The organism is Marinomonas communis (assembly GCF_004363305.1).
GTDB lineage: Bacteria > Pseudomonadota > Gammaproteobacteria > Pseudomonadales > Marinomonadaceae > Marinomonas > Marinomonas communis.
The window spans coordinates 409,815-435,959 of record NZ_SNZA01000003.1; the positions used below are offsets into that span (position 1 = coordinate 409,815).

Here is a 26,145-nt window from a genome sequence, read left to right on the forward strand (position 1 = left end):
GCTAATTCTAATTAGCACGATTGGAGATTGCCTATGATTACTAGCTCACACTTAATGTCGCCGGTCACGGCATCTGTGAAACAATCCAAACCTTTGGCTGGTTCTTCTAATGAGAGCGAAGGTAGCTTTGCTTCTACATTTCAAAAAACTGTTTACGAAGACCAGCAAGAAGCCAAGTCGACTGCAGCCTCCGCACCATCTGAGAAAACTCAATCCAATCAATCATCTAATCAATCTGAGTCATTGCCAGCTGAAGGAGATGAGCTGGTGGAAGCTGTTGCTGCTGTTGATGCTGTAGCAGATAGTGAAGCGAGTGAAAGTGCTCCGACATCACCTCAAACAGCTTCTGAGTATATTAAGGGGGAATCTGAAAAAGATGTAGTCACTGACGATGAAGAGGTGTCTGGCGGCAATGTTGAGCAGTTGGATAGGCAAGACCTTGCAGGGGAGAACCTTTCGAAAGAACAGAGTTTAGAGGATGTCGAACCCGCCGCTAACTTAAATCAAGCAGAAAATGAAAAAGTGCTGAACAGTCTAGATCAGATGACTGTTGATGATGATCGTGTTGAGCAGTCCGAATTGGCGAGTCAAGCTGGTGTAAAAACTCAAAGTGATTCAGGGCAATCTAGACCCGTTGAGAATGAATTGGATGTGGAAAAAGTGGAGGAAACTTCTTCACTAGAATCTGCTGAGGAACCCGATAAGCAAAGCCTACCATTCTCTGATGACAGCGATGAGCAAATCGCTGCTGGTGACTCCGAAAATATGGATGCCGATAAGGTTGAGAAAGTAGATACCTTATCTGAATTCACAGAACAAGGGCAACTAAAAGAAAGTGGCAAGCCGCTATCTGAAGTAGAGTCTACTTCCTTGAATACTCAACAAAAAGGTGACGCTTCAGCAGAAGCTAGTGCTGTAACGGGCGGAGAGAGCGTTAGCATTCAAAAAGGGGAAGAGGGTCAGGCTCAAGTTATAGCGGGTCAACATGATCATTCGGTTGTTGTAAAGGATGATATTGATTCCGCCATTACGGCCGGGCAAAAGGATACATCAATTGCGAATGTGGTTGCTGGGAGTACCGTCACCAATGTGACTAAAGAAAGTGATTTGAGCGCTGCCCCTAGTGTGCCCAGCTCAAATACCACTGCCCGTGACGCAAGTGCCTCAGGCCTTGAGCGAGCAACCGAAAATCTACGTCTGATGATGGAGCAAATGTCTAAACAAGGGGCTGCTGCAAGCACGAATACCAATGCACCCCTTTCTCAGTCATTATCATCGGATGCTAAGCTTGAAAGCGGAGCTCTTGTTCAGGTTGAGGGTGAGCTTATTCAAGTCGATACAGAGGATGGCTTGATTAGCAAAAATATAGATAATTTGCTGGGAGATAAAAAAAGCTTCGAACAGATCTTGTCCAGCCTTGGTAGCGTGTCTCAGCAAGGGCAACTAAATTCCAGCCTTTTCTCTACGGTAGCTAGTACTACAGCAGCAAGAAATGATTCGCTAGCGGCTCAATTAACAATGCAGTCGATGCCAGATGCGCAAGCTTTTCCAAATGAGATGGCAACAAAGGTTGCTTGGGTGGCAAAAGAAGGGTTTAAAGTGGCTCATATACAATTGGACCCGCCTGAACTGGGGAGTTTAGCTGTCAAGGTGTCTGTAGATCAGGATTCTAATACTCACGTAAGCTTCGTTGCTAGCTCAGCGCAAGCGAAAGATGCTCTCGAAGGTCAAATGCAGAGGCTGAGGGATATGTTACAGCAGCAAGGTCTGGAACTGGACTCAGTTGATGTTGAGGTATCGCAAGGTAATGGGCAAGCATTTGGTTCTAACAATTCCGATCATGAATCAGGTGGAACCCAATCCGATTCGGGCCTTGTTTCCGATTCGGATGGCCTCGATGAGGATCTTGATAATGTGACGTATGTTGCGCCTGCTGAGCAAGGTATTGATTATTACGCATAGAAAACCATGGTGATTCACTATAATCTTTGTAGAATAGTGTGATTCACACATTTTATGAATGTGATTGGTTTAATTTGCATGAACAAGGGTTGTATATGGCAGACGATGAATTAGATGTTGGCGCTGAAGAAGGGAAAAAAGGCGGCAAGAAAAAACTTATCATCATCATTGTGGTTGCATTGTTAGTACTGGGCGGTGGTGGTGCAGCGGCTTTCTTCTTTTTAATGGGCGGTGATGACTCTGAAGCTGCAGAGGGTGAAGAGGTTGCTGTTGAAGAAATGGTGCAAACGGAAGGTCCTGCTATTTACCTAGATTTAGACCAAGCATTTGTCGTAGATTTTATGGTGTCTGGTAAGCAGCGCTATTTGCAATTAAATATGACACTGAAGTCTCGTGATCAAGGGCAAATTGACGCAGTGAAAATTCATATGCCTTTGATTCGTAATAGCCTAGTTCTTTTGTTCTCAAGCCAATCTTTTGATGAATTGCAGACGATTGAAGGTAAACAGGCTCTGAAGCTTGCAGCAGTTGAGACGGTGAACAATATATTAACTCAAGAAACAGGGTTAGGTGGCATTGAAGATGTGTTGTTTACTAACTTTGTGATGCAGTAAAAGGTTGTTCATATGGCTGCACAAGATCTCTTATCTCAGGACGAAATTGATGCACTCTTGCATGGTGCCGATGATAAGCCTGATGCGGACGATAATGCCGACGCAGGCGGCATTTCCTCGTATGATATTACCAGCCAAGAAAGGATTGTGCGTGGGCGAATGCCCACGTTGGAAATGATTAATGAGCGTTTTGCTCGTTATACACGTATTAGTCTCTTTAATTTGCTGCGACGTACCGCAGATGTTTCCTCCGGCGGACTTCAGATAATGAAATTCGGGGAGTACGTTCATACCTTATATGTTCCAACCAGCCTTAACTTAGTCAAATTTCGTCCTTTGCGAAGCACTGCTTTGTTTATTCTGGATGCGAAATTAGTATTTAAGTTGGTGGATAACTTCTTTGGTGGTGACGGTCGTCACGCCAAGATTGAGGGGCGTGAATTTACACCTACAGAAATTCGTATAGTTCAGTTGATGCTTGAGCAAGTCTTCGTCGACTTAACAGAAGCTTGGGCACCTGTGCTTAAAGTCGATTTGGAGTACATCAGCTCTGAAGTAAACCCTGCGATGGCTAACATCGTAAGCCCTAGCGAAGTTGTAGTGGTGTCGACATTCCACATTGAACTAGATGGTGGCGGTGGAGAGCTTCATATTACCTTGCCATATTCTATGATCGAGCCTGTGCGAGAGTTGCTCGATGCGGGTGTGCAAAGTGATGTGGACGAGAAGGATGAGCGTTGGGGCAAATCTCTAGAGCAGGATGTCCGTGAATTAGACGTAAAGCTGCAAGTCAATGTACTGAATAAGAAAGTGCGCCTTGGTGATGTTATGAAGTTCAAGGCTGGTGATATTTTACCTATTGAAATGCCTGAACTGGTGACAGTAAGGGCTAACAATGTGCCAACATTTAAGGGCAAGTTGGGGGTCAGCAATGGCCGGTATGCGGTTGAAATGATAGAAAGTTGTAAAACTACGAAGAGTTAGGTCAGAAGTATGGCAGAAGAAACAAATCCAGATGCAGAAGGCATGGATGAAGATTTAGCGGACGAGTGGGCTGCAGCCATGTCCGAAGCGGGGGAAAGCGAGTCTGGAGAGTCTGGTGAAGGATTAGATGACGAGTGGGCGGCTGCTATGTCTGAGCAGGACGTTAAGCCTGTTGAATTAGACCAGTTGGGCTCCTCTACAGGTGGTGTTTTGAGTTCAGATATGGACTTGATCATGGATATACCAGTGACTTTATCCATGGAGCTTGGTAATACAGAAATCGCTATTCGTAACCTTTTGCAGCTGACACAAGGGTCTGTAGTTGAGCTGGACCGTTTTGCTGGTGAGCCACTTGATGTGCTTGTAAATGGCACCTTGATCGCTCATGGTGAGGTGGTTGTCGTAAACGATAAATACGGTATTCGTTTAACCGATGTGGTTAGCCCTAGTGAACGTATAAAGCGCTTGAAATAGAGAGAGCGATGCTTCAATTATTTCTCCTGATCAGCGGCAGTATTATTTCATTGCACAGTGCCGCATCTCCCTATGAGGGCGGCTTGCAAATGGCAGATGCTTCATCAATCTGGCGTTTGTTCTTTGCTTTGGCATTTCTGATTGTGCTGATTCCCTTGGTTATATTTGGTCTTAAAAGACTGCAAGGGCTACAGCACAAATTTTCTAAGTCCGAAATTCAAGTTATTGCTTCTCAATCCATCGGAACTAAAGAACGATTGTTGTTAATTGAAGTGCAAGGAAAGCGTTTATTGATAGGCGCAACATCGAACTCGATTACTTGTTTAAGAGAGTTTGATAATCGAGGCGATCAATTCGCGGAATTGATGAGTGAACAGTTATCCGATGATAAATAAGCGTCTAATTTTTTCTTTCTTTTTTCTGATATTTAGTTGCTTGCCAGCCATTGTAAATGCTGAGCCTGGTTTGCCTGCAGTGACTGTGACAACAAATCCTGATGGCAGTCAGGAATACACGGTGACGTTACAGATTCTCTTCATGATGACGGCGTTGACGCTGCTCCCAGCGGCACTCATCATGATGACATCGTTCACACGTATTATTATCGTGTTGTCGATACTGCGCCAAGCAATTGGTTTGCAGCAATCCCCTTCCAATCAGATTCTGCTTGGTATGGCTTTGTTTCTAACACTTTTTATCATGACGCCAACTCTTGATAAGGTAAATGAACTGGCGTTACAACCTTATCTTAATAATGAAATGACCTCTCTGCAGGCTGTTGAAGCAGCGGCACAACCGGTTAGAGAGTTTATGTTGGCTCAGACTCGTGAAGACGATGTGGCTTTATATGTAAAGCTGGCTGGAAAAGAAGGTCAAATCGATTCACTGGAAACGTTGCCATTCACAATTTTAATGCCTGCATTTGTTACCAGTGAATTGAAAACCGCATTTCAAATCGGTTTTATGCTGTTTATACCCTTCCTAATTGTGGATATGGTGGTGGCCAGTGTCTTAATGGCAATGGGTATGATGATGCTTTCTCCTATTATCATTTCATTACCTTTCAAAATAATGTTGTTTGTGATGGTGGACGGTTGGTCTATGATCATGGGGACATTAGCTGCTAGTTTCGGGATTTAATAATGGACCCTCAAGTAGTTCTTGGTTTATATGGGCAAGGCTTTTACTTGATCGTTGTGATGGTGTCCGCCGTGATGGTCCCAAGTCTTGTGGTTGGTTTGATTGTCAGTATCTTTCAAGCTGCCACGCAAATTAACGAGCAGACGCTGTCTTTTTTGCCGCGTTTAATCGTTACTATCTTTGCCATAATGCACTTAGGCCCTTGGCTTCTTACAACTCTGACGGACTTCTTTAATCAACTGTTCGTCGATATCCCGATGTTGATTGGCTAATGTTAGCTTTTAATACGGACGAGCTGATGGCTCTGACGATAAGCTTCCTGCTTCCTTTCTTTAGAATTGGTGCCTTTCTGATGGCTCTACCGCTTTTTGGAAGTCAGTTGGTCAGTACAAGAGTGCGGCTGCTGTTTGCATTTGTGCTTGCCATTATCATCACTCCCTTAGTGCCTATGCCACAGTATGATCCGTTTTCGCCGGCTTTTGTGCTCCTGATCGCAGAGCAGTTGATTATCGGTATTGTGCTAGGGTTTGTGGTGACAGTGCTGTTTCAAATCTTTTCTCTGGCTGGTCAGCTTGCGGCAATGAAGGCGGGTCTTGGTTTTGCGATGTCGAATGACCCAGCTAATGGTGTTTCAGTGGCAACAATCGGTCAATACTATATGACCATGGCTGGGATTGCCTTTCTCGGTACGAATGGGCATTTGGTCATGATTGAATATCTTGCGGAAAGCTTTGAATATTGGCCAATAGGAAGTGGGTTTGATAGTCAGCGCTATTGGGATATATTGCAGTTAGGTGGTTGGCTATTTGAGAAGGCATTGCTGGTGGTGTTACCGCTGGCGGTTGCGACTTTGATTATGAACCTATCGTTTGGCGTGGTAGCAAAGGCTTCCGCTCAGTTAAACGTTTTTGCTCTAGGTTTCCCGATCATAATGCTTTTCTCGCTCCTTTTTATCTGGATTATGCTGCAAGACTTTCTGGATATTTATCGCTTATTTTTCCAAGAAATGACCACTTGGCTTCAGGACACGTGGGGGATTCGGGCGGATGGCTGAGAACGAAGACGGTACAGAAAAAACCGAAGACGCCAGTACCAAAAAGCTACAAGAGGCGCGTGAGAAAGGTAATGTTCCCAGATCTCGTGACTTGAGTAGCGCAGTTTTACTTGTGGTTGCAGCCGTTGCGATGTATATGGTCGGCATGCTTATCGTCGAAGATTTGATGCGTTTGTATGCGTTTAACTTTGCCATCGCACGTGAAGATCTTTTTGATATTGCCCTAATGATTCACCATTTATATGTTTCGGTGATGGCAATGGTTGACTCGTTGACAGTATTTATGACGATTGTCTCGATCGCAGGCATTGTCGGAAGTGTTGCCTTAGGTGGTTTTAACTTCTCTTGGCAGGCGGTTGCTCCCAAACTTTCAAAAATGAACCCCATTGCTGGATTGAAGAGAATGTTTTCAATGCAGTCTTTGGTGGAGTTGTTGAAGTCTATTCTGAAGGTGGCGTTGGTCGGAGCTGCTGCCACTGCTGTATTGATGAATTACTTGCCGAGTTTAACTGGATTAACGTTTGAGACTACTGGCACAGCCCTTAAGCACACGTTAGAAATCCTGATATGGGCATTTATATTGGTGTCCTCGTCTTTGATTATTATTGCTGCGATTGATGTGCCTTTTCAGGCCTGGCAGCACAAAGATAAATTAAAGATGACTAAGCAAGAAGTAAAAGATGAATTCAAACAATCTGAAGGTGATCCTCAGGTGAAAGGCCGTATTCGTCAGTTACAACGTCAGGCGGCCATGCGGCGAATGATGTCAGATGTACCACAAGCGGACGTTATTATCACTAACCCGACTCACTTCTCTGTAGCCTTAAAATACGATCAAGAAAAAGGTAAAGCGCCAATTATGGTAGCGAAAGGCAGTGACTTCATTGCTCTAAAGATACGAGAGATTGGCAATTACTATGATATCCCTGTGATACAATCCCCGTCACTAACAAGGGCGGTTTATAAGCATACGGAGATTGGCGAAGAAGTCCCCGAAGGTTTGTTTAAAGTAATTGCGCAATTGCTCGCTTATGTGTATCAGTTGCGCTTAGCTCGAACAGGGCAGAAACCGCCAGAGCAAATGCCTGTTTTTGATGTGCCTGAAGAGTTTCAATGGAACGGAGAATGATTCTCGAATGTGTCGAGGTATAAGTGGAATTTGATCGTCAGAGAATACTTGGTCAAACCAGAGGAATACTAAGTGGCAATCTAGGTGTGCCATTTATCCTATTGGCTCTATTAGCCATGATGGTGTTGCCGCTCCCTGCTTTTTTGTTGGATGTCCTGTTTACGTTCAACATTGCCTTGGCCATCGTGGTTCTTTTGGTGGCTGTTTACTCCATGCGTCCGTTGGATTTTGCCGTATTTCCAACCATTCTATTGATCTCAACCTTAATGCGTTTGGCGCTGAACGTTGCTTCAACCCGTGTTGTATTGCTCAATGGCCATGAAGGTGGTGACGCCGCCGGTAAGGTGATTCAAGCCTTCGGTGAAGTGGTGATTGGTGGCGATTATGTTGTAGGTTTTGTTGTCTTTGCCATCTTAATGATCATCAACTTCGCTGTTGTAACGAAAGGTGCGGGTCGTATCTCTGAAGTGAGTGCTCGATTTACTTTGGATGCAATGCCAGGTAAACAAATGGCCATCGACGCAGACTTGAATGCAGGGATGATTGATGCGGACCAAGCTAAGCAGCGACGTGAAGAGATTGCTGCAGAGGCTGAGTTCTATGGCTCTATGGATGGTGCATCCAAATTTGTGAAAGGTGATGCCATTGCCGGGCTTATGATTCTTGGCATTAACATCATTGGTGGTCTTGCCATTGGTATGGCTCAACATGGTTTGTCATTTGTTGAGGCTGTACAAGTTTACTCATTGTTAACCATTGGTGATGGCTTGGTTGCTCAAATCCCATCACTTATGTTGTCGACCGCCGCTGCCATCATGGTGACTCGAGTAAATGAGTCAGGTGATATGGGGCAGCAGATTTACGGTCAAATGTTTGGCTCCAGTAAAGCTTTATATATTGCTGCAGCCATTCTTACGGTTATGGGTATTGTTCCTGGTATGCCGCACTTCTCGTTCCTTTCTTTAGCAGCAGCGATTGCTGGTTTGGCATATTTCCTTGAATATCGTAAGAAGAATCAGGCTAAAGCTAAAACTGCCGCAAAAGGGGCTAAAAAGGGTGATCAGAGCGCGGCTCAGCCTCCAGCGGAAAGCAAGGATCTCAGTTGGGATGATGTGGCTCCAGTTGATATGTTGGGGTTAGAGGTTGGTTACCGCTTAATTCCACTGGTGGATAAAAGCCAAGGTGGGGAGTTGTTGGCGCGTATTAAAGGGGTGCGGCGTAAGCTTTCCCAGGAATTGGGTTTTCTCGTGCCAAGTGTGCACATAAGAGATAACTTGGATCTCATGCCTAATGCGTATCGGATTACGTTGATGGGGGTGAGCTTAGCAGAGGCTGAGGTGCATCCTGATAAGGAGTTGGCCATCGATCCCGGTCAAGTGTTTGGCAAAATTGATGGCATTCCAGGTAAAGACCCTTCATTTGGACTAGACGCCATTTGGATTGATGTTAAGAAACGAGATCAGGCGCAGACCTACGGCTATACCGTGGTTGATGTGAGTACGGTCGTTGCCACGCATATTAACCAAGTGATGCAAAAGCATGCTTATGAGTTGATTGGGCATGATGAGGTGCAACAGCTGCTTGGCTTGTTGAAACAGCATAATCCAAAGCTTGCAGAGGAGTTGGTCCCTAACACGGTTCCACTTAGTGTGCTGCTAAAAGTGCTACAGAACCTTTTGCAAGAAAATGTTCCTTTGCGAGATATGAGAACCATCGCCGAGGCGATCATGGGGGTGCAGCCAAAGTCCCAAGACCCAATGATCCTAACAACGGCTGTGCGTAGCTCATTATCTAGGATGATTATGCAGTCTCTAGCGGAAGGGGTGGACGAAGTGCCAGTGATGACCTTGGACCCTCAGTTAGAAAAGATGCTGATGCAGACCGTTCAGCAAAGTCAGCAGTCAGGCATCAAGAACGAAGAAGCTTTAATCCTAGAGCCGCAAATGGCTGAACAGTTGCAAAAATCGTTTCGTGAACATGCGGAACAACAGGAAGCTATGGGGAATGCGCCGATCCTTATTGTTTCAGCGCCCATTCGTCCAATGTTAGCTCGATTTATGCGTTATGGTGGGGTAGGGATGTCAGTGCTCTCCTATCAGGAAGTGCCGGATAATAAGCGAGTGACGGTCGTGGCCGTAATTGGTCAGTAAAAAAGGAAAGCTCTTGATTTTCGCGCTATATTTATCAAAACCTTTCGGGTAAGCTATGGATTTGTATGCATAAATAGACTTAAAGGACTGGTATTCAATGCAGTATAGGCGGTTTCGAGCTCCTGACATGCAAAAAGCGATACGTAAGATACGTGACGCCGTTGGGCCTGATGCTGTCATTATGTCTAATAAACGACTTCCTAGTGGGGAAGTTGAGATTGTTATTGCCATTGATTATGATGGAACTACTCCCTTGGGCCAGCCGGCCAAACCTAAAGAGACCTCTTTTTCATCCCGTCAAGAGTCCTCAAAGCCCAGTGATTCCTATCAAGAGCGACTTGATTTAGCTCGCAATTTAAGTGCAGGTTCGCAGCCTAAAAAGGGTGAGGCTTACGAAGTTTTTGAAGAGCCTAAGCCTGCTCCGCGTAATCCTTACATGGAAATGGGGGATAAGCCGTCAGAGCTCACGGAATCTGCTATTGATGAGCATTTGTCGATTCGTCCGCATGTGGAGTCACGCCCTTCACCAGATGAAGAAAAGCTCCGGGCAATGGAGAAAGAATTAGAGCAGATGCGTAGGCTACTTGAACAGTCTCAAGGCGAGCAGGTATCTAATTCAGCAAGTGCAAAAAAAACGTCTTATAATCAACGTTTACAAGAGCAGCTTTCAACTTTAGGGTTGTCTGAAAAAGTTATTGATAAAATTATCGCGGATTTGTCTTTAACTGGTAGAGAAGATGATTGGAAAAAAGCACTTTCTCACCTAGCTGACAGTATACCAATACGAGCCTCCTCTGAAGCTTTTAGAGGGTGTATCGCATTTATGGGGCCAACAGGTGTTGGCAAAACAACTACGATAGGTAAGATCGCTGCGCAATATGTTCTTAAATATGGTGCGAACAGTGTAGTGCTAGTGACCACCGATACCTATCGAATTGCAGCGCACGAACAGCTTAGAACATTTGGACGTATTTTGAATGTTCCAGTTGAAGTAGTAAATGAGTTTACTGATCTAAACGAAGTGCTAGATAAATATGCTGACTTTTCACTTGTGTTAGTGGATACAGCAGGCATGAATCCGCGAGACCGAAATCTAGAGCGGCAGTTAGCTATGATGAAGCGAGCTCGTGGCTACCTTAAAAAGCTACTAGTGCTTCCTTGCACAAGCCAAAGACAAGTACTGAAAACAGTGGTCGATGTTTACTCCCAAGTTCAGTTAGATGGTTGTGTTTTGAGTAAACTGGATGAGTCAGCTTCCTTAGGTGAGGCAATCAGCGTTGTCATAGAAGAGGGTCTTCCTGTTATGTATGTAGCGGATGGACAACGTATTCCAGATGATATCGAACCTGCCCGGGCGCATAACCTTATTAGTAGGGCTGTTTACACAGCTGAGCAGTATGGTCAGCTTTATGGAGCGCTAAAGTACGGGAGTTAGTAAAATTATGTTATTTGGCAGAGCACTTAGCGAAACTATATAGTACATTTATATTTAAGCTCTTACTGGTAACAGGTTATTGATTTAGCGTATTGCAACGCATAGATGGATGTAGCATGTACACAAAAAAGGCGACGTTATCGATAGATGCGATTGTTTTAAAATATGACTTTTTAGTCAAAAAAATCGCTTATCATTTATTAGCTCGATTACCTAGTAGTGTTGATGTCGATGATTTGATTCAAGCTGGGATGATGGGGTTAATCGAAGCTTATAAACGTTTTGAATCAACCAAAGGCGCTTCTTTTGAAACGTATGCTGGGATTAGAATTCGAGGCGCTATGATGGATGAGGTGCGCAAAAGCGATTGGGCACCTCGCTCAGTAAGAAGAAACAGTAGAGCTGTGACCTCTGCTATTAGAGAAGTGGAAGCAGAAAGTGGCCGTGAAGCAACAGATATAGAAGTGGCTGCTCATATGGGTATAAGTATTGACGAATATCATGAGATCCTTCATTCATCGATGTCTACCCAGTTGTTTAGCTATGAAGAAATGTTAGAAAGTGAGCATGGTAGCCACGAACTAGATATTAAAGTAGAAGGCGAGAGTGGTCAGCCTGATCTTATGGTTGAAGAGGCTGGTTTTCAGGTGCAGTTAGCGAAAGAGATTGAAACACTGCCTGAACGCGAAAAACTTGTGCTTTCCCTCTATTACAATGACGAACTAAACTTAAAAGAAATTGGTGCCGTATTAGGTGTTAGTGAATCTCGAGTCAGTCAAATACACAGTCAAGCGGCGATGCGATTAAGGTCTCGTTTAAATGACTGGCAGAGTTAATTTAGTATGATAAAAATGATTTTACCTAAGGGTTGTGGAGGTTGCATTGGATAAAAATATGAAAATCCTGATTGTTGATGATTTCTCGACAATGAGACGAATCATCAAAAATCTGCTTAGGGATTTAGGGTTTACCAATACAGTCGAAGCAGATGACGGAACAACTGCCCTGCCTATATTACAAACTGGCACGATCGACTTCTTGGTGACGGATTGGAATATGCCTGGGATGACCGGAATTGAGTTGCTTCGTGCTGTTCGAGCAGATGAGAAGCTAAAAACGATTCCTGTATTGATGGTGACAGCTGAGGCGAAGCGTGATCAGATTATCGCCGCAGCGCAAGCAGGTGTGAATGGTTACGTAGTAAAACCATTCACTGCTGTTGCACTAAAGGAAAAAATCGAGAAGATCTTCGAACGAATTGATTCCGCGAAGTAGAGGTTGTAAATGTCTATTGAAAACGAGTCAAAAATGGGTGAGTTCGAAACAGTTGTCAAAGACGGTGCTGTTGATCTACTAAACAAGCTCGAAGTTGGGGATTTTAGTGGTGCAATAAAAATCATCCAAGAATTAAGTGAGGCTCGCCATAAAAGCTTTTACAACGAAGTAGGTAATTTGACACGCAGTTTACATGATGCGATTAGAGACTTTCAGATCGACTCCATGGATATGATGATCCAGGGTGGTGCTTCAGAAGTCGATGCTGGTTCAAGAATTACCGACGCTTCTGATCGATTGAACTATGTTATTGAAATGACTAGTTCAGCGGCTAATAAGACCATGGATATGGTTGATAGCAGTGTTCCTGTCGCCAGTGAACTGCAGATGCAAGCAAAAGAGCTACATAAAGATTGGAATCGCCTAATACAACGTGATCTGACGCCTCAAGAGTTTCGTGATTTGTACAAGCGCATCGATGCGTTTTTGAAATACACAGATGAAAGTGCAACAACATTACATACTAATCTCAACACAATTTTACTTGAACAGGGTTATCAAGACCTAACTGGACAAGTCATTACACGAGTTAACGAACTGATACGTGACGTAGAAGAACGTTTGGTTCATCTTGTATCAGTAGCAGGTCGCGTAGACAGTATTTCTGGTATGGAACACGAATCAGAAACTAAAGAGCGTGATGATGACCGTGGTCACGGGCCGGCAATCAATAAAAATGACAACCCTGAAGTACTGAATAACCAAGACGAGGTTGATGACCTTCTATCGAGTCTTGGTTTTTAAGAGGAGCTGCGGCGGATGAGTTTCGAAGTCGATGAAGAAATTCTACAGGATTTTTTAGTAGAAGCTGGGGAAATCCTGGAACAGCTCTCAGAGCAATTGGTAGATTTGGAGCAAAACCCTGAAGATACAGCATTGCTTAATGCTATCTTCCGTGGCTTCCACACTGTTAAAGGTGGAGCTGGTTTTCTTCAATTGACGGCCTTAGTTAATTGCTGTCACTACGCGGAAAACGTTTTTGATGTTTTGCGTAACCACCAGCGTAAAGTTGACTCTGAGTTAATGGATGTCGTGCTACAAGCACTAGATGCTGTGAACGAGATGTTCGAAACTGTTCGTGCTGGTGGTGAACCCGAGCCAGCTGATCCGCAAATTATTGAATCTCTTAGTTATTACGCTAAGCCACCTTCCGATGATGAGGAAGAGGGTGACGAAGAGTATGATGAAGAAGATGAGACTGAGCAAGAGTCTATTGAAGATGAAACTGTTGTATCAGACGAGCCTGAGATAGAAACTCAGACATCTCCAGAAAATGCTTCAGAATCACATGACGACATTTCAGATGATGAGTTTGAATCGCTCCTAAGTGCATTAGGTTCCTCTGATGGCGCAGACAAAGAGGCTGAAGCTAATAGTTCTGAACCTGATTCGGATGACATTACTGAGGATGAGTTCGACGCTTTGTTAGACCAGCTTCACGGCAGTAGTGCCCCAGGTATGGAAGCAAATTCATCGAATAATGACCAATCTACTGACGCGCCTTCGGCCGAGGGTGAGTCAGATGAAATTACTGAAGACGAGTTTGAAGCTTTGCTTGATCAGCTTCATGGTGGCAGTGCGCCTGGTGTTGATGGTGAGAAGATAGCTCAAGATGAATCCATAAAATCTGATGACAAAGTTGAGACACCTCAAGATTCAAACTCATCAGAGTCTGACTTAATTACAGAAGATGAGTTTGAGCAACTGCTTGATAGTTTGCACGGTAAAGGCCAAGGGCCTAACAACGCAAATGAGGAGCAAGAGCCTGCAAAAGAGCAAGCTAAGCCAGAACCTGCTGCGAAAGCTGAGCAGCCGGAGAAAAAAGCTGCTAAGCCGAAATCAAAGCCAGCACCTAAAAAGCCAGCTGCGCCAGCACCGAAGCCTAAATCTGATTCAGAATCGGAAGGCAAAGAAAAGTCTCAGAATGCACCTGTAGTACAAGAAGCCACTGTTCGTGTTGACACGAAACGACTCGATGACATCATGAATATGGTGGGTGAACTGGTACTGGTTAGAAATAGATTGGTTCGCCTTGGCTTGCAAAGCGACGACGAGTCAATGAGTAAAGCTGTCGCAAACTTGGATGTTGTGACGGGGGATTTGCAGAACGCCGTTATGAAGACGCGTATGCAGCCAATCAAAAAGGTATTTGGTCGTTTCCCTCGCGTTGTACGAGATCTTGCTCGTAACCTGAAGAAAGAAGTGAACCTCGAACTTCGTGGTGAAGATACCGACTTAGACAAGAACTTGGTTGAAGCACTTGCGGACCCATTAGTCCACTTGGTGCGAAATTCTGTTGATCATGGTATTGAAGCACCAGACGTGCGTGAGGCCAAAGGCAAACCGCGTATGGGGCACGTCATACTATCTGCTGAGCAAGAAGGCGACCATATCCTATTGTCTATTGATGACGATGGCGCTGGTATGGACGCTGATGTCTTGCGTCGTAAGGCCGTTGAGAAAGGCCTCATGGATACGGATACCGCTGAGCGCTTATCGGATGACGAAGCGTTTAATCTCATATTTGCACCAGGCTTCTCTACTAAAGTAGAAATTACCGATGTTTCAGGTCGTGGTGTAGGTATGGACGTTGTGAAAACTAAAATTTCACAACTCAACGGGACCCTTGATATCAAATCAGTATTAGGGCAAGGCTCGCGTTTTAGTATCAAAGTACCGCTAACGCTTGCCATTATGCCTACACTGATGGTTATGTTGAATGATCAAGCATTTGCTTTCCCATTAGTCAGCGTGAACGAAATCTTCCACTTAAATCTGAAGAAAACAAATGTGGTCGATGGGCAGCAAGTGGTAGTGATACGTGGTAAGACTTTACCGATATTCCATCTTAAGAACTGGTTGATCAAAGGGGCAGCATTTGATGAGAAGCCTACTGAAGCCCATGTTGTCGTGGTCCAGGTTGGCATGAATGAAGTCGGTTTTGTCGTTGATCAGCTTGTGGGTCAAGAAGAGGTGGTAATCAAGCCGCTGGGTCGGATGCTGCAAGGTACTCCGGGTATGGCTGGGGCGACGATTACCGGTGACGGACGCATTGCGATTATTCTTGATGTGCCGAGTATGCTTAAGTCTTATGCATCGCGCTAGAATGGTTACAGGAGCTGTATTATGCCAGTGAAGGTGCTGGTTGTTGACGATTCAGGTTTCTTTCGTCGACGCTTGGTAGAAATCTTTAGTGCTGATCCGCGCTTACAAGTAGTTGGTACTGCGAACAATGGCAAAGAAGCGGTCGATAAGGTCGCTGCGTTGTCACCTGATGTTGTGACTATGGATTATGAAATGCCAGTGCTTGATGGTATTTCAGCTGTATCAGAAATCATGAAGCGTAAGCCTACGCCTGTTTTGATGTTCTCTTCCTTAACGCATGAAGGTGCCAGAGTTACGTTAGATGCTCTAGAAGCAGGTGCTGTTGACTTTATGCCGAAGAATTTTGAGGACATCTCTCGTGATTCTGCGGTGGTAAAGCATGCATTGGTCGATAGAGTACTTACGGTTGCACGTACTCGATTAGGAGGCAGTGCTAAACCAGTCGCCCGTGCAGCAACAAAGGTCGCTCCGAGACCTATCGTAGTGGACAATGATCGTGGTGTCATTATTCCTAGGGCTCGTAAAAAAGTGAGTCTTGTTGCTATTGGTACCTCAACTGGGGGGCCAATGGCCTTGCAAGCAGTCTTAACAAAGCTACCTAAAGATTTCCCTGTACCATTAGTGCTGGTGCAACATATGCCGGCAGCTTTTACGCACGCTTTTGCGGATCGACTAAATAACATTTGTCAGATTAAGGTCAAAGAGGCCGAGGATGGCGATAAGCTTACCCCTGGTGTTGCTTTACTGGCTCCAGGTGGAAAACAAATGATGGTTGACCCCCGTAATGGCGGTTGTGTTCGTATTTTACAGGGTGACGAACGCTTAAATTATAAGCCGTCGGTGGATGTAACGTTTGGTTCTGCATCGAAATGTTACCCAGGTAAAGTTTTATCAATAGTCATGACGGGTATGGGGGCCGATGGCCGTGAAGGTGCCCGAATGCTGAAAAACTCTGGTTCACGAGTTTGGATTCAAAGCGAAGACTCTTGTGTTATTTACGGTATGCCACAAGCGGTAGAAAAAGCGGATTTGGCTGATGATGTGATTCATTTAGATCACATCGGTGAGCGTATCGTAAAAGAGGTTGGCTAGTGGATTTGCTGACACTGGCGGGCTTGATTATTGCCTTTGCCTCAGTATTTCTTGCCAATTGGCTCGGCGGTGGTGAAGTTGTACTACTACTTAATCTACCTTCAGCGATTATTGTTATTGTTGGTAGTCTCGGTGCTGCACTCGCTCAAAGTACTTTGAGCGAGTCTGTTGCAGCGTTGAGAATGCTGAGCTGGTCTTTATTCCCTCCCGCGTTTGATCTTTCTGGTAACCGCAGAACTATTAATCTGCTTGCTCACAAAGCAAGACGCTTTTCGATCATTGCATTAGAGAATGACATTAAAGCGTTGAACAATGACTTTGCCATTCGAGCAATGCAAATGGCGGTAGATGGTGCCGATCCTGAGCTTCTCTCTGAGCGACTTCATGACGAAGCGGAACGTATTCGTGAAAAACGTGGTCACTGCATTGGCTTCTTAGAATCGATTGGAGGCTATGCACCGACTTTGGGGATCATGGGGTCCGTGCTTGGTTTGATACAAGCAATGGCGAATCTAGATAGCCCTGAAGCCCTTGGACATGGCATTGCAGTGGCGTTTGTGTCTACTCTTTATGGTCAAGGCTTTGCTAATTTAGTGGTCTTTCCAATATGTCGAAAACTATATCGTTATGCTGACCAAGAATTGCTGAATAACCAGATGTTCATTGATGGTATCTACGGTATTGCTACTGGCAAGCACCCTCAGCGTTTAGATTTGGAGCTAAGCGGTTATGAGTGATGGGGCGCGCAGACGTCGGTCCAAGCGAAACAAGGACCAAGAAGCACCTCATCATGATCGCTGGATACTGTCTTACGCGGACTTCATTACCCTTCTGTTTGCTTTTTTCGTGGCGTTGTACTCCATTACGTTGAAGCAGGCGGGAGATGAAAAAGAATTGAGTAATACATTGAGCGGTGTGTTTGATGCCGTTCAAAAGTCTATTAAGCCCATTAATGTTGGGGAGCCTGTATCAGGGCAACCTGAGAGTGAGCGACTTTTGGAAGTGGTGCCAAAAGACGAAGTCGAGGCGGATAACCCACCAGGTGAAATAGAGGGCAGAAGTCCCTTATATGATGCGCTAAGCGAATCAATAAATTCTCAATTCCCAACGTTGCAGTCTGATGGACAGGTATCCATAACAGAGGATGCCAATTGGATTACGCTCGATATGAAAGCTGCTTTGGTGTTTGATCAAGGCGACTATGAGTTGACCAATGAAGCCGTTGCTTTAATGATAGTGATATCCAATATTTTACAGTCTTACCCAGCCCCAATAATGGTGCTTGGCAATACCGATGATTTACCAACCAACTCGACTCGGATTCCATCAAACTGGCACTTATCTAGCCTACGAGCTTCCTCTGTAGTGGATGAATTGGTTTACCGTGGTATTAATCCTAAGTTGTTGGCGCCAATAGGATTTTCTAGTGAAAACCCTCAGGTTAGAAACACTAACGAATTTGCAAGAGCACAAAATCGTCGCGTAACGTTAAAAATCAGTAAACGCAGAGATGATAACCTGTACGATTACTTGTTTAACTAGTCTGTAAATGTATATGATTAAAGCTTAGATAAATAAGTAAATTTCTTGCATGGCAACTAAGGGGTCGGTGTGCATATTTGGGCGGTCGCAAATCAAAAAGGTGGGGTGGGTAAAACCACAACCGTGGTGAGTTTATCTGGACTGCTAGCAGATGCCGGCCATCGTGTATTGATGATCGACTTGGACCCGCATGGGTCTTTGACGAGTTATTTTCGTTTTGATCCTGACTCCATTGAACACAGTGCTTACGATCTATTCCAAGTCACGGGGAAAATCCCTGAAGAGTTGCCGCGCTCTTTAATCCTAGAGACCGGCCATCCAAACCTTTCACTTATGCCTGCTTCAACAGCACTCGCTACGCTTGAGAGACACGCGCAGGCCCAAGGTGGTATGGGGTTAGTTATCTCAAAAACCTTGGCTATTCTTTGGGACGACTACGATTATGTTTTGATCGATAGCCCGCCAGTACTAGGTGTGTTAATGATTAATGCTCTGGCGGCTTGTCAGCAGCTTGTGATACCCGTGCAAACGGAGTTTCTTGCTATCAAAGGTTTGGAGCGAATGATTAGAACTCTGACTATGATTAACAGAGCTCGTAAGCGACCTGTTCCTTATACGATTGTACCGACGTTATATGATCGTCGAACTCAAGCATCGAATAAGAGTTTACGGAGTTTGAAGGAACTGTATGAAGAGGCTGTGTGGCATTCAGTGATTCCTGTGGACACCAAACTTCGCGATGCAAGTACAGCCGGAGTGGCTCCTTCTGCTCTCGATTCTAATGCACGTGGTGTTAAGGCGTACTCCAGTTTGATGGATACATTGCTAAATCCATCCGGTTAATCATGATGAAAGATACGAAAACCAAAGACCAGACATTGAATGGACCTCAGCAGGCTCTTCAAAGTTATCTGAATGAGCTCCTTCAGGAGACTACATTTCCCACAGAGTCTTCCTCGGCTGTAGATGCTGAACAGGAGAGTGCTGAGCTTGAAGCTGCAAGTATAGAAAAGACTGAAGTAGCAGATGCTGAGCTAGGAATTGAGGCTGAAACTCTCAATATTGATGCTGTTGATGAAGGCAACCAAGAAGAGTTAGTAGAACAACCATTAACTTCTAGTGAGGCTTTTGATGAGACGTCCTACAACATCGAGGCAACGACTAATGATGAGTTGGACTATTCTGCGTTGGATGCTTCCTTCGCTGATTTTGAAACAGCCATTCAAACACTTCAGGCTGAGTATGAACCAACTGTAGCGTCTTCACCGACTTTAAATACCTGGGACATTGAAGCAAATCTTGCGTCGATAGAAGAACAGCCAGAATCCACTGAGACTGAGACTGAGACTGAGACTGAGGAAGAATTTGACCTTGAAAAGGCCTTTGCCGAAGTAGCAGAGCATGAAGCTCAGGCAGAACAGGATAGTAAGGTGAGTGAGGCTTCTCTAATTGATTCAGAGGAGATAGCCTTAGCTGAACCAGAACCAGAACCAGAACCAGAACCAGAACCAGAACCAGAACCAGAACCAGAACCAGAACCAGAACCAGAACCAGAACCAGAACCAGAACCAGAGTCAGAACTAACAGGTAGTGCTCTTGTGACAGCTGCAGAGGAGCCTCAGCCCTCGAAATATGTTCCTAAGACAGAGCCATTGCCATGGGCTAAAAGCCGTTTTGAATGTCTTCTTTTCTACGTGGGGGGCTTAAAAATGGCGGTTCCGTTAGTTGAGTTAGGTGGGATCTATCAATCACATGAAGATAAGTTGACTGAAATTTTTGGCCAACCAAAGTGGTTTATGGGGATGGCTAACGTCGGAGAGGGGAATCTTCGTACTGTAGATACAGCTAGATGGGTTATGCCAGACCACTATGAAGGTGAACTTAAAGACCATTTCAAATTTGTTATCCAGTTAGATCGCTCTGACTGGGGCCTTGCCTGTGAAAAAGTGGCGGAAGCGATTACTCTAGAGCCTTCTCAAGTTAAATGGCGCTCTGACCGCAGTCGACGACCATGGCTTGCGGGTACGGTAATTGATCATATGTGCGCTATATTAGATGTACAGGGATTTATTGAATTACTCGAAGATCCTGAAAATGGTTTTCGTAAACATTTAAAAGATTGAGCTTGCGGAGGTTGTGATGTCGACAAGTGTTGCTTTGAAGAAAGAAGTAAAAGAAAACGATGATCCAATGCTACAGTGGGTAACGTTCCGCCTAGAGAATGAAATCTACGGCATCAACGTTATGCAAGTAAAAGAAGTGTTACGTTATTCTGAAATTGCGCCAGTACCTGGTGCGCCAACGTTTGTATTGGGCATTATTCATCTTCGTGGAACTGTTGTAACCGTAATTGATACATGCCAGCGCTTTGGTCTGATGTCTGGTGAAATTACTGATGCGACACGTATTATGATCGTTGAAGTAGAAGGACATGTCATTGGTATTTTGGTGGATGCCGTATCAGAAGTCGTGTACTTAAGACAGTCTGAAATTGAAGTATCGCCAAGTGTTGGGAATGATGAGTCCTCTAAGTTTATTCAAGGTGTTTGCCATAAGAATGATACTTTGTTGATTCTAGTGGATTTAGATAAAATGTTGTCTGAAGATGAGTGGAGCGAGATCGCTTCTCTATAGAACTCGATAACATTTCAAAAGGCGATTGATGGAATCTCAGTGGGTATTTAATTTGTTGTTAGTGCTGCAGTTTGTATTACTGTTAGCACTAGCGTTTTGGGCATTTCGTCTTTCGAGGAAGTTGAAAAATTTTGAACGCGCTGCTCATGAAGCTGAACAAGCTCAGAAGAAGCAAGTTCAGGTATTGGCCTCAGGCTCCATTGGCATGGGGCGTCGCTTGGTAGCGATTGAGAAGCGATTGAATATCGCCGTTGAGCGCCAGTCTGAGTTGATTTCTAAAGAAGGAAGCAGTGTTTCCTACAATCGAGCAATGGAGTTGCTTGAGATGGGAGCGACCGTCGATGACTTGGTGTCAAAGTGTGGTCTGATCCGTGCTGAGGCTGAATTAATCAGCTTGCTGAAAAAAGAGTCCCGTCGAAACCCTAATTCCAGTCAGCCTTATTAAGGTGGTGTCAGGTCATTATTGCCTTTTAGCGAATGTGAAAAGGCAATAATTTCGGCAACTGCCAAATACAAGGTTTCTGGAATTTCATCTCCGAGTTCCAAGGTAGAGAGTACTTCAACCAATTCTGGACTCTTGTGTAATAAAACATCGTTTTCTTCGGCAACACGCATGATTTGTTCGGCCAAATACCCAGTACCTTTGGCCGTTACTTTTGGCGCGCTCTGAAAGTCGTATTTCAAGGCAACAGCCTTTTGTGTTGAAGGTTTGGTCATTTAAGTTCTCACATCAATTAAGCGCTGAGGCTTGTCTTCTTTATACTGGTTTGGTTTATCCTGTAATGTTGCGCGGAAGCAGTCGAGGGTTTCGATTTCGACATGTTTATTTCTAAGGTTAGTGCGCAATTCGTCAAGCCGCTCACGAATGATTTTTTCAGTACTTGGGTCTTCTACTGCGAAAATAACACCTACTTTTTTATCTTGTACACTGGCTCTTGCCTCGAAGCGCCCTGTTTCTTCAAAATCAAACTTTAATTGCACAAGCCAGCGTCTTTTGTGTGGCTCAATATTGTTGTCTTTATCTGATTTATCTTGATCGATTTTTAAATTCACAATAGAGGTAGTGCGCCCGTCTTTAATTGGTATTTCAACACTTAATGGAAGTACTGAGCCATCTTGTTGGGCGTTCTCAATTAGATGGCGGACCTGACTTGTCGTGATTCTCTCAATAGCTCCTGTTACCAGTTGCATGGCTTGTTGTGAACTGGTTGTTGTCCCGACTGAGGGAGCAGCTTGCTTGGAGGCCTCTACCGACGCACCTTCTAAGCGAGATAAATTTAACTTGAAGTCCGTTGTGAGATTCGTGCTTTTCGCTAGGTTGCTCTCACTAAATAGACCAGAGCTTAGAATAGCTTGCTTAACGCCTTCACTTGTCTGAGTCAGTGTTTGTAAATTCGGCAGCTGCTTTACGAGTTGATCAAGGGCTGTCGCCACTTTCTCAGGTAGCGCGGCACCGCTCTGGGAAAGTGTGTGCAGTTGTCGCACCATCGAAACCAACTCCTGTGCCGTAATTTGTTTCGGCATGCTTTGCCTCAAACCATCGCTAAGCGTAACAGGGGGAGCGTTTGTTTTCTCAGGAGGAAGAAATTGCATTTGCCCTTGCTTATCAACCACAACTGTCAGCTTTTCCCCCGGTGTTAAGGGGTGTTGAGTTGTTAACTTAAATTGTTCATTTCCATCAGAAACAATGGCACTAAAGTTTGCCGCTGCGGGTTGTGCCGTTGGCGCCGTGATAGCGTTATTAGTCGTATTTGACGGAGTGGCTGGTATGACTGATGCGTTGGGTAAATTGTTTAGTGTATTTGGTTTTGTAGCGGCGACGGAAGGCGTTGGCTGTACATTGCTTTGTTGAGTGTTACTAGCCCCATCTTGTCGAGATGGTGCCACAGTAGTGTTTGCGGTAGCGACTGGTTGACTAATTGAAGATGGAACATTAATCGTTTTAGCCGAAGCCGAAGCCGAAGCCGAAGCCGAAGCCGAAGCCGAAGCCGAAGCCGAAGCCGAAGCCGAAGCCGAAGCCGAAGCCGAAGCCGAAGCCGAAGCCGAAGCCGAAGCCGAAGCCGAAGCCGAAGCCGAAGCCGAAGCCGAAGCCGAAGCCGTATTGTTATTGGAAGTGCCCTGTTGTGACAGAGTGATGGCGTCACTACTAATCACCGTTAGTGTAATCGGACGACTTGCTATAGCCACTTGTGCAATGGTTTGAGCTTGCTGTACTGATGTATTTTGACTCACAGCTCCTTGGCTGGCTGAAGAAGCGTTGTTGGTTGTTGCTTGAGTGCTACTGGAACTTATCAGTGTTGTGTTACTCGAATGAACGTTAGCAGAGGAAGTCTGTGCTGTTTGGGTTGAGCTTTGATTTAAGCTCGGAGTCGTTTGTTGACCAGTGTTATAGCCAACACGATTATTGCTAACTGTTTGTGCTGACGTTGAAGTAGATGATTGCGGTGTTGTTACGGTGAGAGTGGCTTGGTTGGCCGATACCGACAATGTGCCTTTGTCACCCGCTTGAAACGCAGGGCTTGGTTGGTTGTTAACAAGGGTGAACTGTTGTTGGTTGTTTGGACTAGAAACCCCAATAAGTTGCTGTGTGCCATTTGGCGTTTGTGCATTACGTACGGACGTGATTTGAATCGAGTTTAAGCCATTAATCAACTTTAATTCGCTACTCAGTTTTGCCAAGTTGCCAAGGCTTGCCGTCGAGGAAGATTGTGCCGATGAGGCTTTTCCTTGACCAGAAACAAGCGAATTTATGTCCGTGATCATGCTTTCACCACCCTTTCTTTCTGAAAAGCTAGAAATATATTTTATAATAGGCGCCAATTTAGAGCCTTGCTCTAACTCTTTTAACGGCCAATGCGAGTATTTCTTTTGCAGAAATCAGTGAATTTGCAAGTGACTAATCTCTGGATCGAGCGTGGTGAGCGAGACCTATGTCGTGATTTGTCTTTTTCAGTCCGAAGCGGCGAGTTAGTGCGTATTGCTGGAGAGAATGGCACTGGCAAAAGTTCTTTGATTAAAGCGATTCTTGGTTGGGTTAGGCTCGAAGAGGGGGAGTTAGAGTTTAATGGTGAAGATGTAACTTTGCATAGAGATGTATTGTTACAGAACCAGCTTTACCTAGGTCATACTCCGGGCATTAAGTCAGTGTTTACAGCATTAGAGAATTTAAAGCTGTACTGCCCAGAGGCGAGTGAGGTGGCATTAGAGCAAGCACTTGCTCATGTTCAGTTGCAGGCGTTTGCAGATACGCCCGCCGCGCAGCTCTCTGCTGGGCAGAAACGACGGATTGCCTTAGCCAGACTTTGGCTAACCGATAAAGCGTTGTGGTTTCTCGATGAACCTTTTACCGCCTTAGATGTGAAAGGGGTGGAAGCATTAGAGCTGTGTATGGGAGCACATTTAAAAAATGGTGGTGCAATTGTCATCACCACTCATCAGCCATTGCTGCATCTATCACCGAAGACGGTTGAGTTAACACTATGAATTACCGATCGTTTTTTAAAGCCGAGTGGCTGTCATTATTACGACGGAAGCAGGATACGCTCAATGCCTTACTGTTTTTTGTCATGGTGATTATTTTGTTTCCTTTGGGCGTCGATCCAAGTTCCGAGTTTTTAGCGCCAGCCGCTGGCGGCATTATTTGGTGCGCAACGGCATTATCTGTATTGATGGCAGTAGAAGGCATGTACAAAGAGGACTTTAACGATGGCTCGTTAGAGCAATGGTTAACCAGTGGTCTTTCTATTACCTATTTAGTGTTCTTAAAAGTGTTAGTGCAATGGTTAATGGTCATTGTGCCTTTATTGATTGTTTTACCCTTGCTGGCGCAAATGCTGTTCTTGCCTTTCAGCGCGTTGTGGGTGGTGATGACGTCAATACTATTAGGTACGCCAGCGTTATTTTTTATTGGTTCTATTGGCGCAGCCTTAACCGTTTCTTTACGCCGTGGTGCTGTTTTGATGTTGTTGCTGATATTGCCGCTTTATATTCCGGTCATTATTTTTGCAACAGGAGCGGTTCGTGCTGCTCAGTTAGATATGAATTACAGCGGTCAATTAGCCATTCTTGCGGCCATATCACTGGTTGCGTTGGCACTGTCACCCATCATGGCAGCGATTTCAATTAGAGCGAGTGTTAATTAATGAATTGGACATGGTTTCATAAGCTTGGCTCACCTAAATGGTTTTACCAATGGGCATCAAATTGGGGAGGGCGCTGCGTATACCTTGGGCTTGCCCTTATGGCCATAGGTATCATTTGGGGGCTAATGTTTGCTCCGGCTGATTACCAGCAAGGCAACAGTTTTAGAATTATTTACATTCATGTCCCAGTCGCAGTTTTGGCGCAAAGTTGCTACCTGGGAATGGGCATAGCGGGATTTGTGGCATTGGTGTGGCAAATGAAGCTGGCTCCAGTGTTCATTAAGGCTGTCGCACCCGTTGGGGCGGTGATGGCGTTTATCGCTTTATTATCTGGTGCTATTTGGGGCAAACCTACGTGGGGGACTTGGTGGGTGTGGGACGCGCGCTTGACCTCTGTTCTGGTTTTGTTTTTGTTGTATATGGGAGTCATCGCCATTCAGAACGCATTAGATGATCCTATTTTTGCAGATAAAGCGGTTGCTGTAGTGAGCTTGGTGGGGGTCATCAACCTCCCGATCATCAAGTATTCAGTAGAGTGGTGGAATACATTGCATCAGCCAGCCACCTTTAAGTTGACGGAAAAACCTTCTATGCCAATGGAAATGTGGCTACCACTCTTGTTCTCGGCATTAGGCCTCTATCTTTTTGCTGCGGGCGTGGCTATGTGGCGCATGCAAAATGAAGTGTTGCTTCGAGAGCGAAAAGCGAACTGGGTGAAGAAAGAGGTGTTGAATCATGGCGTTTGAGTCTTGGTCTGACTTTTGGGAAATGGGCAAACATGGACTTTATGTCTGGTCTACGTACGGCATCAGTATGCTTTTGTTAGTCGGGTTGCTGGTGACAACTCGCCTCCATAGGAAGCAGCTACGTAAGCAATTAAAGAAAAGAATTCAAAGGGAGCAGAGCCGTTAAATGCATCCAGTTCGAAAAAAGCGCGTGATTACTATATCTGTCATCTTAGTGGTATTGTCTGCTGCGATTGGCTTAGTCATGTACGCTTTGTCTCAGAATATCAATTTATTTTATTCACCTTCGCAGATTGCAGCAGGAGAAGCACCTCTCAATGTCACGATCCGTGCTGGCGGTATGGTGGTCGACGGCAGTGTTAAGCGCGATAGCGCAAGCTTGGACGTTGCCTTTATGGTGACGGATTACAAGCACAGTGTGCTGATTGAATACACGGGCATTCTGCCTGACTTATTCCGTGAGGGGCAGGGAATCGTTGCGCAAGGTAAATTAGATGAGCGTGGCGTTTTAATTGCGAGTGAAGTCTTGGCAAAACACGACGAGGAATACATGCCTCCCGAAGTGACCGATGCCCTAGAAAAAGCCAAAGCAGAGTAAGGATTCACT

The 26,145-nt window shown here is 45.0% G+C and carries 29 protein-coding genes; 27 read left to right on the forward strand and 2 right to left on the reverse strand.

Annotation, left to right across the window (positions count from 1 at the left end; genetic code table 11):
• Positions 1–33: 33 nt before the first annotated feature.
• From C8D85_RS10960 to C8D85_RS11065, 22 genes are all read left to right on the forward strand, one after another.
• Entirely contained in the window at positions 34–1,962 is a 1,929-nt protein-coding gene (locus tag C8D85_RS10960) for a flagellar hook-length control protein FliK (protein ID WP_133562595.1), read from the forward strand.
• 95 nt (positions 1,963–2,057) lie between these two features.
• Positions 2,058–2,576 carry a flagellar basal body-associated FliL family protein gene (locus tag C8D85_RS10965; RefSeq protein WP_133562596.1) on the forward strand — a complete coding sequence of 173 codons (519 nt, stop codon included), beginning with the start codon at positions 2,058–2,060 and terminating at the stop codon, positions 2,574–2,576.
• 12 nt (positions 2,577–2,588) lie between these two features.
• Positions 2,589–3,560 carry a flagellar motor switch protein FliM gene (gene fliM, locus C8D85_RS10970; protein ID WP_133562598.1) on the forward strand — a complete coding sequence of 324 codons (972 nt, stop codon included), beginning with the start codon at positions 2,589–2,591 and terminating at the stop codon, positions 3,558–3,560.
• 9 nt (positions 3,561–3,569) lie between these two features.
• Positions 3,570–4,034, forward strand: a complete 465-nt coding sequence (fliN, locus tag C8D85_RS10975; RefSeq protein ID WP_133562600.1) for a flagellar motor switch protein FliN — start codon at positions 3,570–3,572, stop codon at positions 4,032–4,034.
• 8 nt (positions 4,035–4,042) lie between these two features.
• Positions 4,043–4,429, forward strand: coding sequence for a flagellar biosynthetic protein FliO (gene fliO, locus C8D85_RS10980; RefSeq protein ID WP_133562602.1), 387 nt, complete (start codon positions 4,043–4,045; stop codon positions 4,427–4,429).
• Positions 4,419–5,174 carry a flagellar type III secretion system pore protein FliP gene (gene fliP, locus C8D85_RS10985; protein ID WP_133562885.1) on the forward strand — a complete coding sequence of 252 codons (756 nt, stop codon included), beginning with the start codon at positions 4,419–4,421 and terminating at the stop codon, positions 5,172–5,174. The genes fliO and fliP overlap by 11 nt, the downstream gene beginning before the upstream one ends.
• 2 nt (positions 5,175–5,176) lie before the next feature.
• Positions 5,177–5,446: a flagellar biosynthesis protein FliQ gene (fliQ, locus tag C8D85_RS10990; protein ID WP_133562604.1), complete on the forward strand. Its 270-nt coding sequence runs from the start codon at positions 5,177–5,179 to the stop codon at positions 5,444–5,446.
• 26 nt (positions 5,447–5,472) lie between these two features.
• Positions 5,473–6,228, forward strand: a complete 756-nt coding sequence (fliR, locus tag C8D85_RS10995) for a flagellar biosynthetic protein FliR (protein ID WP_244936997.1) — start codon at positions 5,473–5,475, stop codon at positions 6,226–6,228.
• Complete coding sequence (gene flhB / locus C8D85_RS11000) at positions 6,221–7,357, forward strand: flagellar biosynthesis protein FlhB (protein WP_133562608.1); 1,137 nt, start codon at positions 6,221–6,223, stop codon at positions 7,355–7,357. Before fliR ends, flhB begins: the two co-directional genes overlap by 8 nt.
• A 23-nt stretch (positions 7,358–7,380) precedes the next feature.
• On the forward strand, positions 7,381–9,507 hold the full coding sequence (gene flhA, locus C8D85_RS11005; RefSeq protein ID WP_133562610.1) for a flagellar biosynthesis protein FlhA: 2,127 nt from the start codon (positions 7,381–7,383) through the stop codon (positions 9,505–9,507).
• A 127-nt stretch (positions 9,508–9,634) separates the two neighbouring features.
• Positions 9,635–10,942, forward strand: coding sequence for a flagellar biosynthesis GTPase FlhF (gene flhF, locus C8D85_RS11010; protein ID WP_244936998.1), 1,308 nt, complete (start codon positions 9,635–9,637; stop codon positions 10,940–10,942).
• A gap of 116 nt (positions 10,943–11,058) precedes the next feature.
• On the forward strand, positions 11,059–11,778 hold the full coding sequence (locus tag C8D85_RS11015) for an RNA polymerase sigma factor FliA (RefSeq protein WP_211342178.1): 720 nt from the start codon (positions 11,059–11,061) through the stop codon (positions 11,776–11,778).
• A gap of 58 nt (positions 11,779–11,836) precedes the next feature.
• A complete protein-coding gene (locus tag C8D85_RS11020; RefSeq protein ID WP_425324508.1) occupies positions 11,837–12,217 on the forward strand; it encodes a chemotaxis response regulator CheY in 381 nt (126 codons plus the stop codon).
• 9 nt (positions 12,218–12,226) lie between these two features.
• Positions 12,227–13,021, forward strand: coding sequence for a protein phosphatase CheZ (locus C8D85_RS11025; RefSeq protein WP_133562616.1), 795 nt, complete (start codon positions 12,227–12,229; stop codon positions 13,019–13,021).
• Positions 13,022–13,036: 15 nt separating this feature from the next.
• A complete protein-coding gene (locus C8D85_RS11030; protein WP_133562618.1) occupies positions 13,037–15,382 on the forward strand; it encodes a chemotaxis protein CheA in 2,346 nt (781 codons plus the stop codon).
• 21 nt (positions 15,383–15,403) lie between these two features.
• Positions 15,404–16,474 (forward strand): protein-glutamate methylesterase/protein-glutamine glutaminase, encoded by a 1,071-nt coding sequence (locus C8D85_RS11035; protein WP_133562620.1) that lies wholly within the window; start codon positions 15,404–15,406, stop codon positions 16,472–16,474.
• The gene (locus C8D85_RS11040; protein WP_133562622.1) at positions 16,474–17,211 is read left to right on the forward strand and encodes a flagellar motor protein; all 738 of its coding nucleotides are present in this window, start codon (positions 16,474–16,476) and stop codon (positions 17,209–17,211) included. The genes C8D85_RS11035 and C8D85_RS11040 overlap by 1 nt, the downstream gene beginning before the upstream one ends.
• A complete protein-coding gene (locus C8D85_RS11045) occupies positions 17,204–18,016 on the forward strand; it encodes a flagellar motor protein MotB (protein ID WP_133562624.1) in 813 nt (270 codons plus the stop codon). Before C8D85_RS11040 ends, C8D85_RS11045 begins: the two co-directional genes overlap by 8 nt.
• Before the next feature lie 69 nt (positions 18,017–18,085).
• Positions 18,086–18,859, forward strand: coding sequence for a ParA family protein (locus C8D85_RS11050; protein WP_133562626.1), 774 nt, complete (start codon positions 18,086–18,088; stop codon positions 18,857–18,859).
• Positions 18,860–18,861: 2 nt separating this feature from the next.
• The gene (locus C8D85_RS11055) at positions 18,862–20,139 is read left to right on the forward strand and encodes a chemotaxis protein CheW (RefSeq protein ID WP_244936999.1); all 1,278 of its coding nucleotides are present in this window, start codon (positions 18,862–18,864) and stop codon (positions 20,137–20,139) included.
• A gap of 16 nt (positions 20,140–20,155) precedes the next feature.
• The gene (locus C8D85_RS11060; protein WP_133562628.1) at positions 20,156–20,650 is read left to right on the forward strand and encodes a chemotaxis protein CheW; all 495 of its coding nucleotides are present in this window, start codon (positions 20,156–20,158) and stop codon (positions 20,648–20,650) included.
• A gap of 28 nt (positions 20,651–20,678) precedes the next feature.
• A complete protein-coding gene (locus C8D85_RS11065; protein WP_133562630.1) occupies positions 20,679–21,095 on the forward strand; it encodes a DUF2802 domain-containing protein in 417 nt (138 codons plus the stop codon).
• Here C8D85_RS11065 and C8D85_RS11070 read toward each other — a convergent pair.
• Entirely contained in the window at positions 21,092–21,367 is a 276-nt protein-coding gene (locus C8D85_RS11070; protein WP_133562632.1) for an EscU/YscU/HrcU family type III secretion system export apparatus switch protein, read from the reverse strand. The genes C8D85_RS11065 and C8D85_RS11070 overlap by 4 nt on opposite strands.
• Positions 21,368–23,413, reverse strand: a complete 2,046-nt coding sequence (locus tag C8D85_RS11075) for a flagellar hook-length control protein FliK (RefSeq protein ID WP_133562634.1) — start codon at positions 23,411–23,413, stop codon at positions 21,368–21,370. It abuts the gene before it with no gap.
• 129 nt (positions 23,414–23,542) lie between these two features.
• Here C8D85_RS11075 and ccmA point away from each other — a divergent pair, with 129 nt between their 5' ends.
• The 5 genes from ccmA to ccmE are packed head-to-tail and all read left to right on the forward strand — an operon-like array spanning position 23,543 to position 26,136.
• Positions 23,543–24,133 (forward strand): cytochrome c biogenesis heme-transporting ATPase CcmA, encoded by a 591-nt coding sequence (gene ccmA, locus C8D85_RS11080; RefSeq protein ID WP_244937000.1) that lies wholly within the window; start codon positions 23,543–23,545, stop codon positions 24,131–24,133.
• Positions 24,130–24,792, forward strand: a complete 663-nt coding sequence (ccmB, locus tag C8D85_RS11085; protein WP_133562638.1) for a heme exporter protein CcmB — start codon at positions 24,130–24,132, stop codon at positions 24,790–24,792. The genes ccmA and ccmB overlap by 4 nt, the downstream gene beginning before the upstream one ends.
• Positions 24,792–25,538 (forward strand): heme ABC transporter permease, encoded by a 747-nt coding sequence (locus C8D85_RS11090; RefSeq protein WP_133562640.1) that lies wholly within the window; start codon positions 24,792–24,794, stop codon positions 25,536–25,538. The genes ccmB and C8D85_RS11090 overlap by 1 nt, the downstream gene beginning before the upstream one ends.
• Complete coding sequence (ccmD, locus tag C8D85_RS11095; RefSeq protein WP_133562642.1) at positions 25,528–25,704, forward strand: heme exporter protein CcmD; 177 nt, start codon at positions 25,528–25,530, stop codon at positions 25,702–25,704. The genes C8D85_RS11090 and ccmD overlap by 11 nt, the downstream gene beginning before the upstream one ends.
• Entirely contained in the window at positions 25,705–26,136 is a 432-nt protein-coding gene (gene ccmE / locus C8D85_RS11100) for a cytochrome c maturation protein CcmE (RefSeq protein ID WP_133562644.1), read from the forward strand. It abuts the gene before it with no gap.
• Positions 26,137–26,145: the final 9 nt, after the last annotated feature.

What these genes read in the sequence shown, in the direction of transcription:
- fliM (WP_133562598.1), top strand. Translation starts at nt 2,589, where the DNA reads ATGGCTGCACAAGATCTCTTATCTCAGGACGAAATTGATGCACTCTTG.
- C8D85_RS11020 (WP_425324508.1), top strand. Translation starts at nt 11,837, where the DNA reads ATGAAAATCCTGATTGTTGATGATTTCTCGACAATGAGACGAATCATC.
- ccmE (WP_133562644.1), top strand. Translation starts at nt 25,705, where the DNA reads ATGCATCCAGTTCGAAAAAAGCGCGTGATTACTATATCTGTCATCTTA.
- C8D85_RS10965 (WP_133562596.1), top strand. Translation starts at nt 2,058, where the DNA reads ATGGCAGACGATGAATTAGATGTTGGCGCTGAAGAAGGGAAAAAAGGC.
- fliQ (WP_133562604.1), top strand. Translation starts at nt 5,177, where the DNA reads ATGGACCCTCAAGTAGTTCTTGGTTTATATGGGCAAGGCTTTTACTTG.
- C8D85_RS11035 (WP_133562620.1), top strand. Translation starts at nt 15,404, where the DNA reads ATGCCAGTGAAGGTGCTGGTTGTTGACGATTCAGGTTTCTTTCGTCGA.
- fliN (WP_133562600.1), top strand. Translation starts at nt 3,570, where the DNA reads ATGGCAGAAGAAACAAATCCAGATGCAGAAGGCATGGATGAAGATTTA.
- C8D85_RS11055 (WP_244936999.1), top strand. Translation starts at nt 18,862, where the DNA reads ATGATGAAAGATACGAAAACCAAAGACCAGACATTGAATGGACCTCAG.
- fliO (WP_133562602.1), top strand. Translation starts at nt 4,043, where the DNA reads ATGCTTCAATTATTTCTCCTGATCAGCGGCAGTATTATTTCATTGCAC.
- fliR (WP_244936997.1), top strand. Translation starts at nt 5,473, where the DNA reads ATGGCTCTGACGATAAGCTTCCTGCTTCCTTTCTTTAGAATTGGTGCC.
- C8D85_RS10960 (WP_133562595.1), top strand. Translation starts at nt 34, where the DNA reads ATGATTACTAGCTCACACTTAATGTCGCCGGTCACGGCATCTGTGAAA.
- fliP (WP_133562885.1), top strand. Translation starts at nt 4,419, where the DNA reads ATGATAAATAAGCGTCTAATTTTTTCTTTCTTTTTTCTGATATTTAGT.
- C8D85_RS11060 (WP_133562628.1), top strand. Translation starts at nt 20,156, where the DNA reads ATGTCGACAAGTGTTGCTTTGAAGAAAGAAGTAAAAGAAAACGATGAT.
- C8D85_RS11070 (WP_133562632.1), bottom strand. Translation starts at nt 21,367, where the DNA reads ATGACCAAACCTTCAACACAAAAGGCTGTTGCCTTGAAATACGACTTT.
- C8D85_RS11065 (WP_133562630.1), top strand. Translation starts at nt 20,679, where the DNA reads ATGGAATCTCAGTGGGTATTTAATTTGTTGTTAGTGCTGCAGTTTGTA.
- ccmB (WP_133562638.1), top strand. Translation starts at nt 24,130, where the DNA reads ATGAATTACCGATCGTTTTTTAAAGCCGAGTGGCTGTCATTATTACGA.
- C8D85_RS11090 (WP_133562640.1), top strand. Translation starts at nt 24,792, where the DNA reads ATGAATTGGACATGGTTTCATAAGCTTGGCTCACCTAAATGGTTTTAC.
- C8D85_RS11025 (WP_133562616.1), top strand. Translation starts at nt 12,227, where the DNA reads ATGTCTATTGAAAACGAGTCAAAAATGGGTGAGTTCGAAACAGTTGTC.
- flhB (WP_133562608.1), top strand. Translation starts at nt 6,221, where the DNA reads ATGGCTGAGAACGAAGACGGTACAGAAAAAACCGAAGACGCCAGTACC.
- C8D85_RS11030 (WP_133562618.1), top strand. Translation starts at nt 13,037, where the DNA reads ATGAGTTTCGAAGTCGATGAAGAAATTCTACAGGATTTTTTAGTAGAA.
- C8D85_RS11075 (WP_133562634.1), bottom strand. Translation starts at nt 23,413, where the DNA reads ATGATCACGGACATAAATTCGCTTGTTTCTGGTCAAGGAAAAGCCTCA.
- C8D85_RS11045 (WP_133562624.1), top strand. Translation starts at nt 17,204, where the DNA reads ATGAGTGATGGGGCGCGCAGACGTCGGTCCAAGCGAAACAAGGACCAA.
- ccmD (WP_133562642.1), top strand. Translation starts at nt 25,528, where the DNA reads ATGGCGTTTGAGTCTTGGTCTGACTTTTGGGAAATGGGCAAACATGGA.
- flhF (WP_244936998.1), top strand. Translation starts at nt 9,635, where the DNA reads ATGCAAAAAGCGATACGTAAGATACGTGACGCCGTTGGGCCTGATGCT.
- C8D85_RS11015 (WP_211342178.1), top strand. Translation starts at nt 11,059, where the DNA reads ATGTACACAAAAAAGGCGACGTTATCGATAGATGCGATTGTTTTAAAA.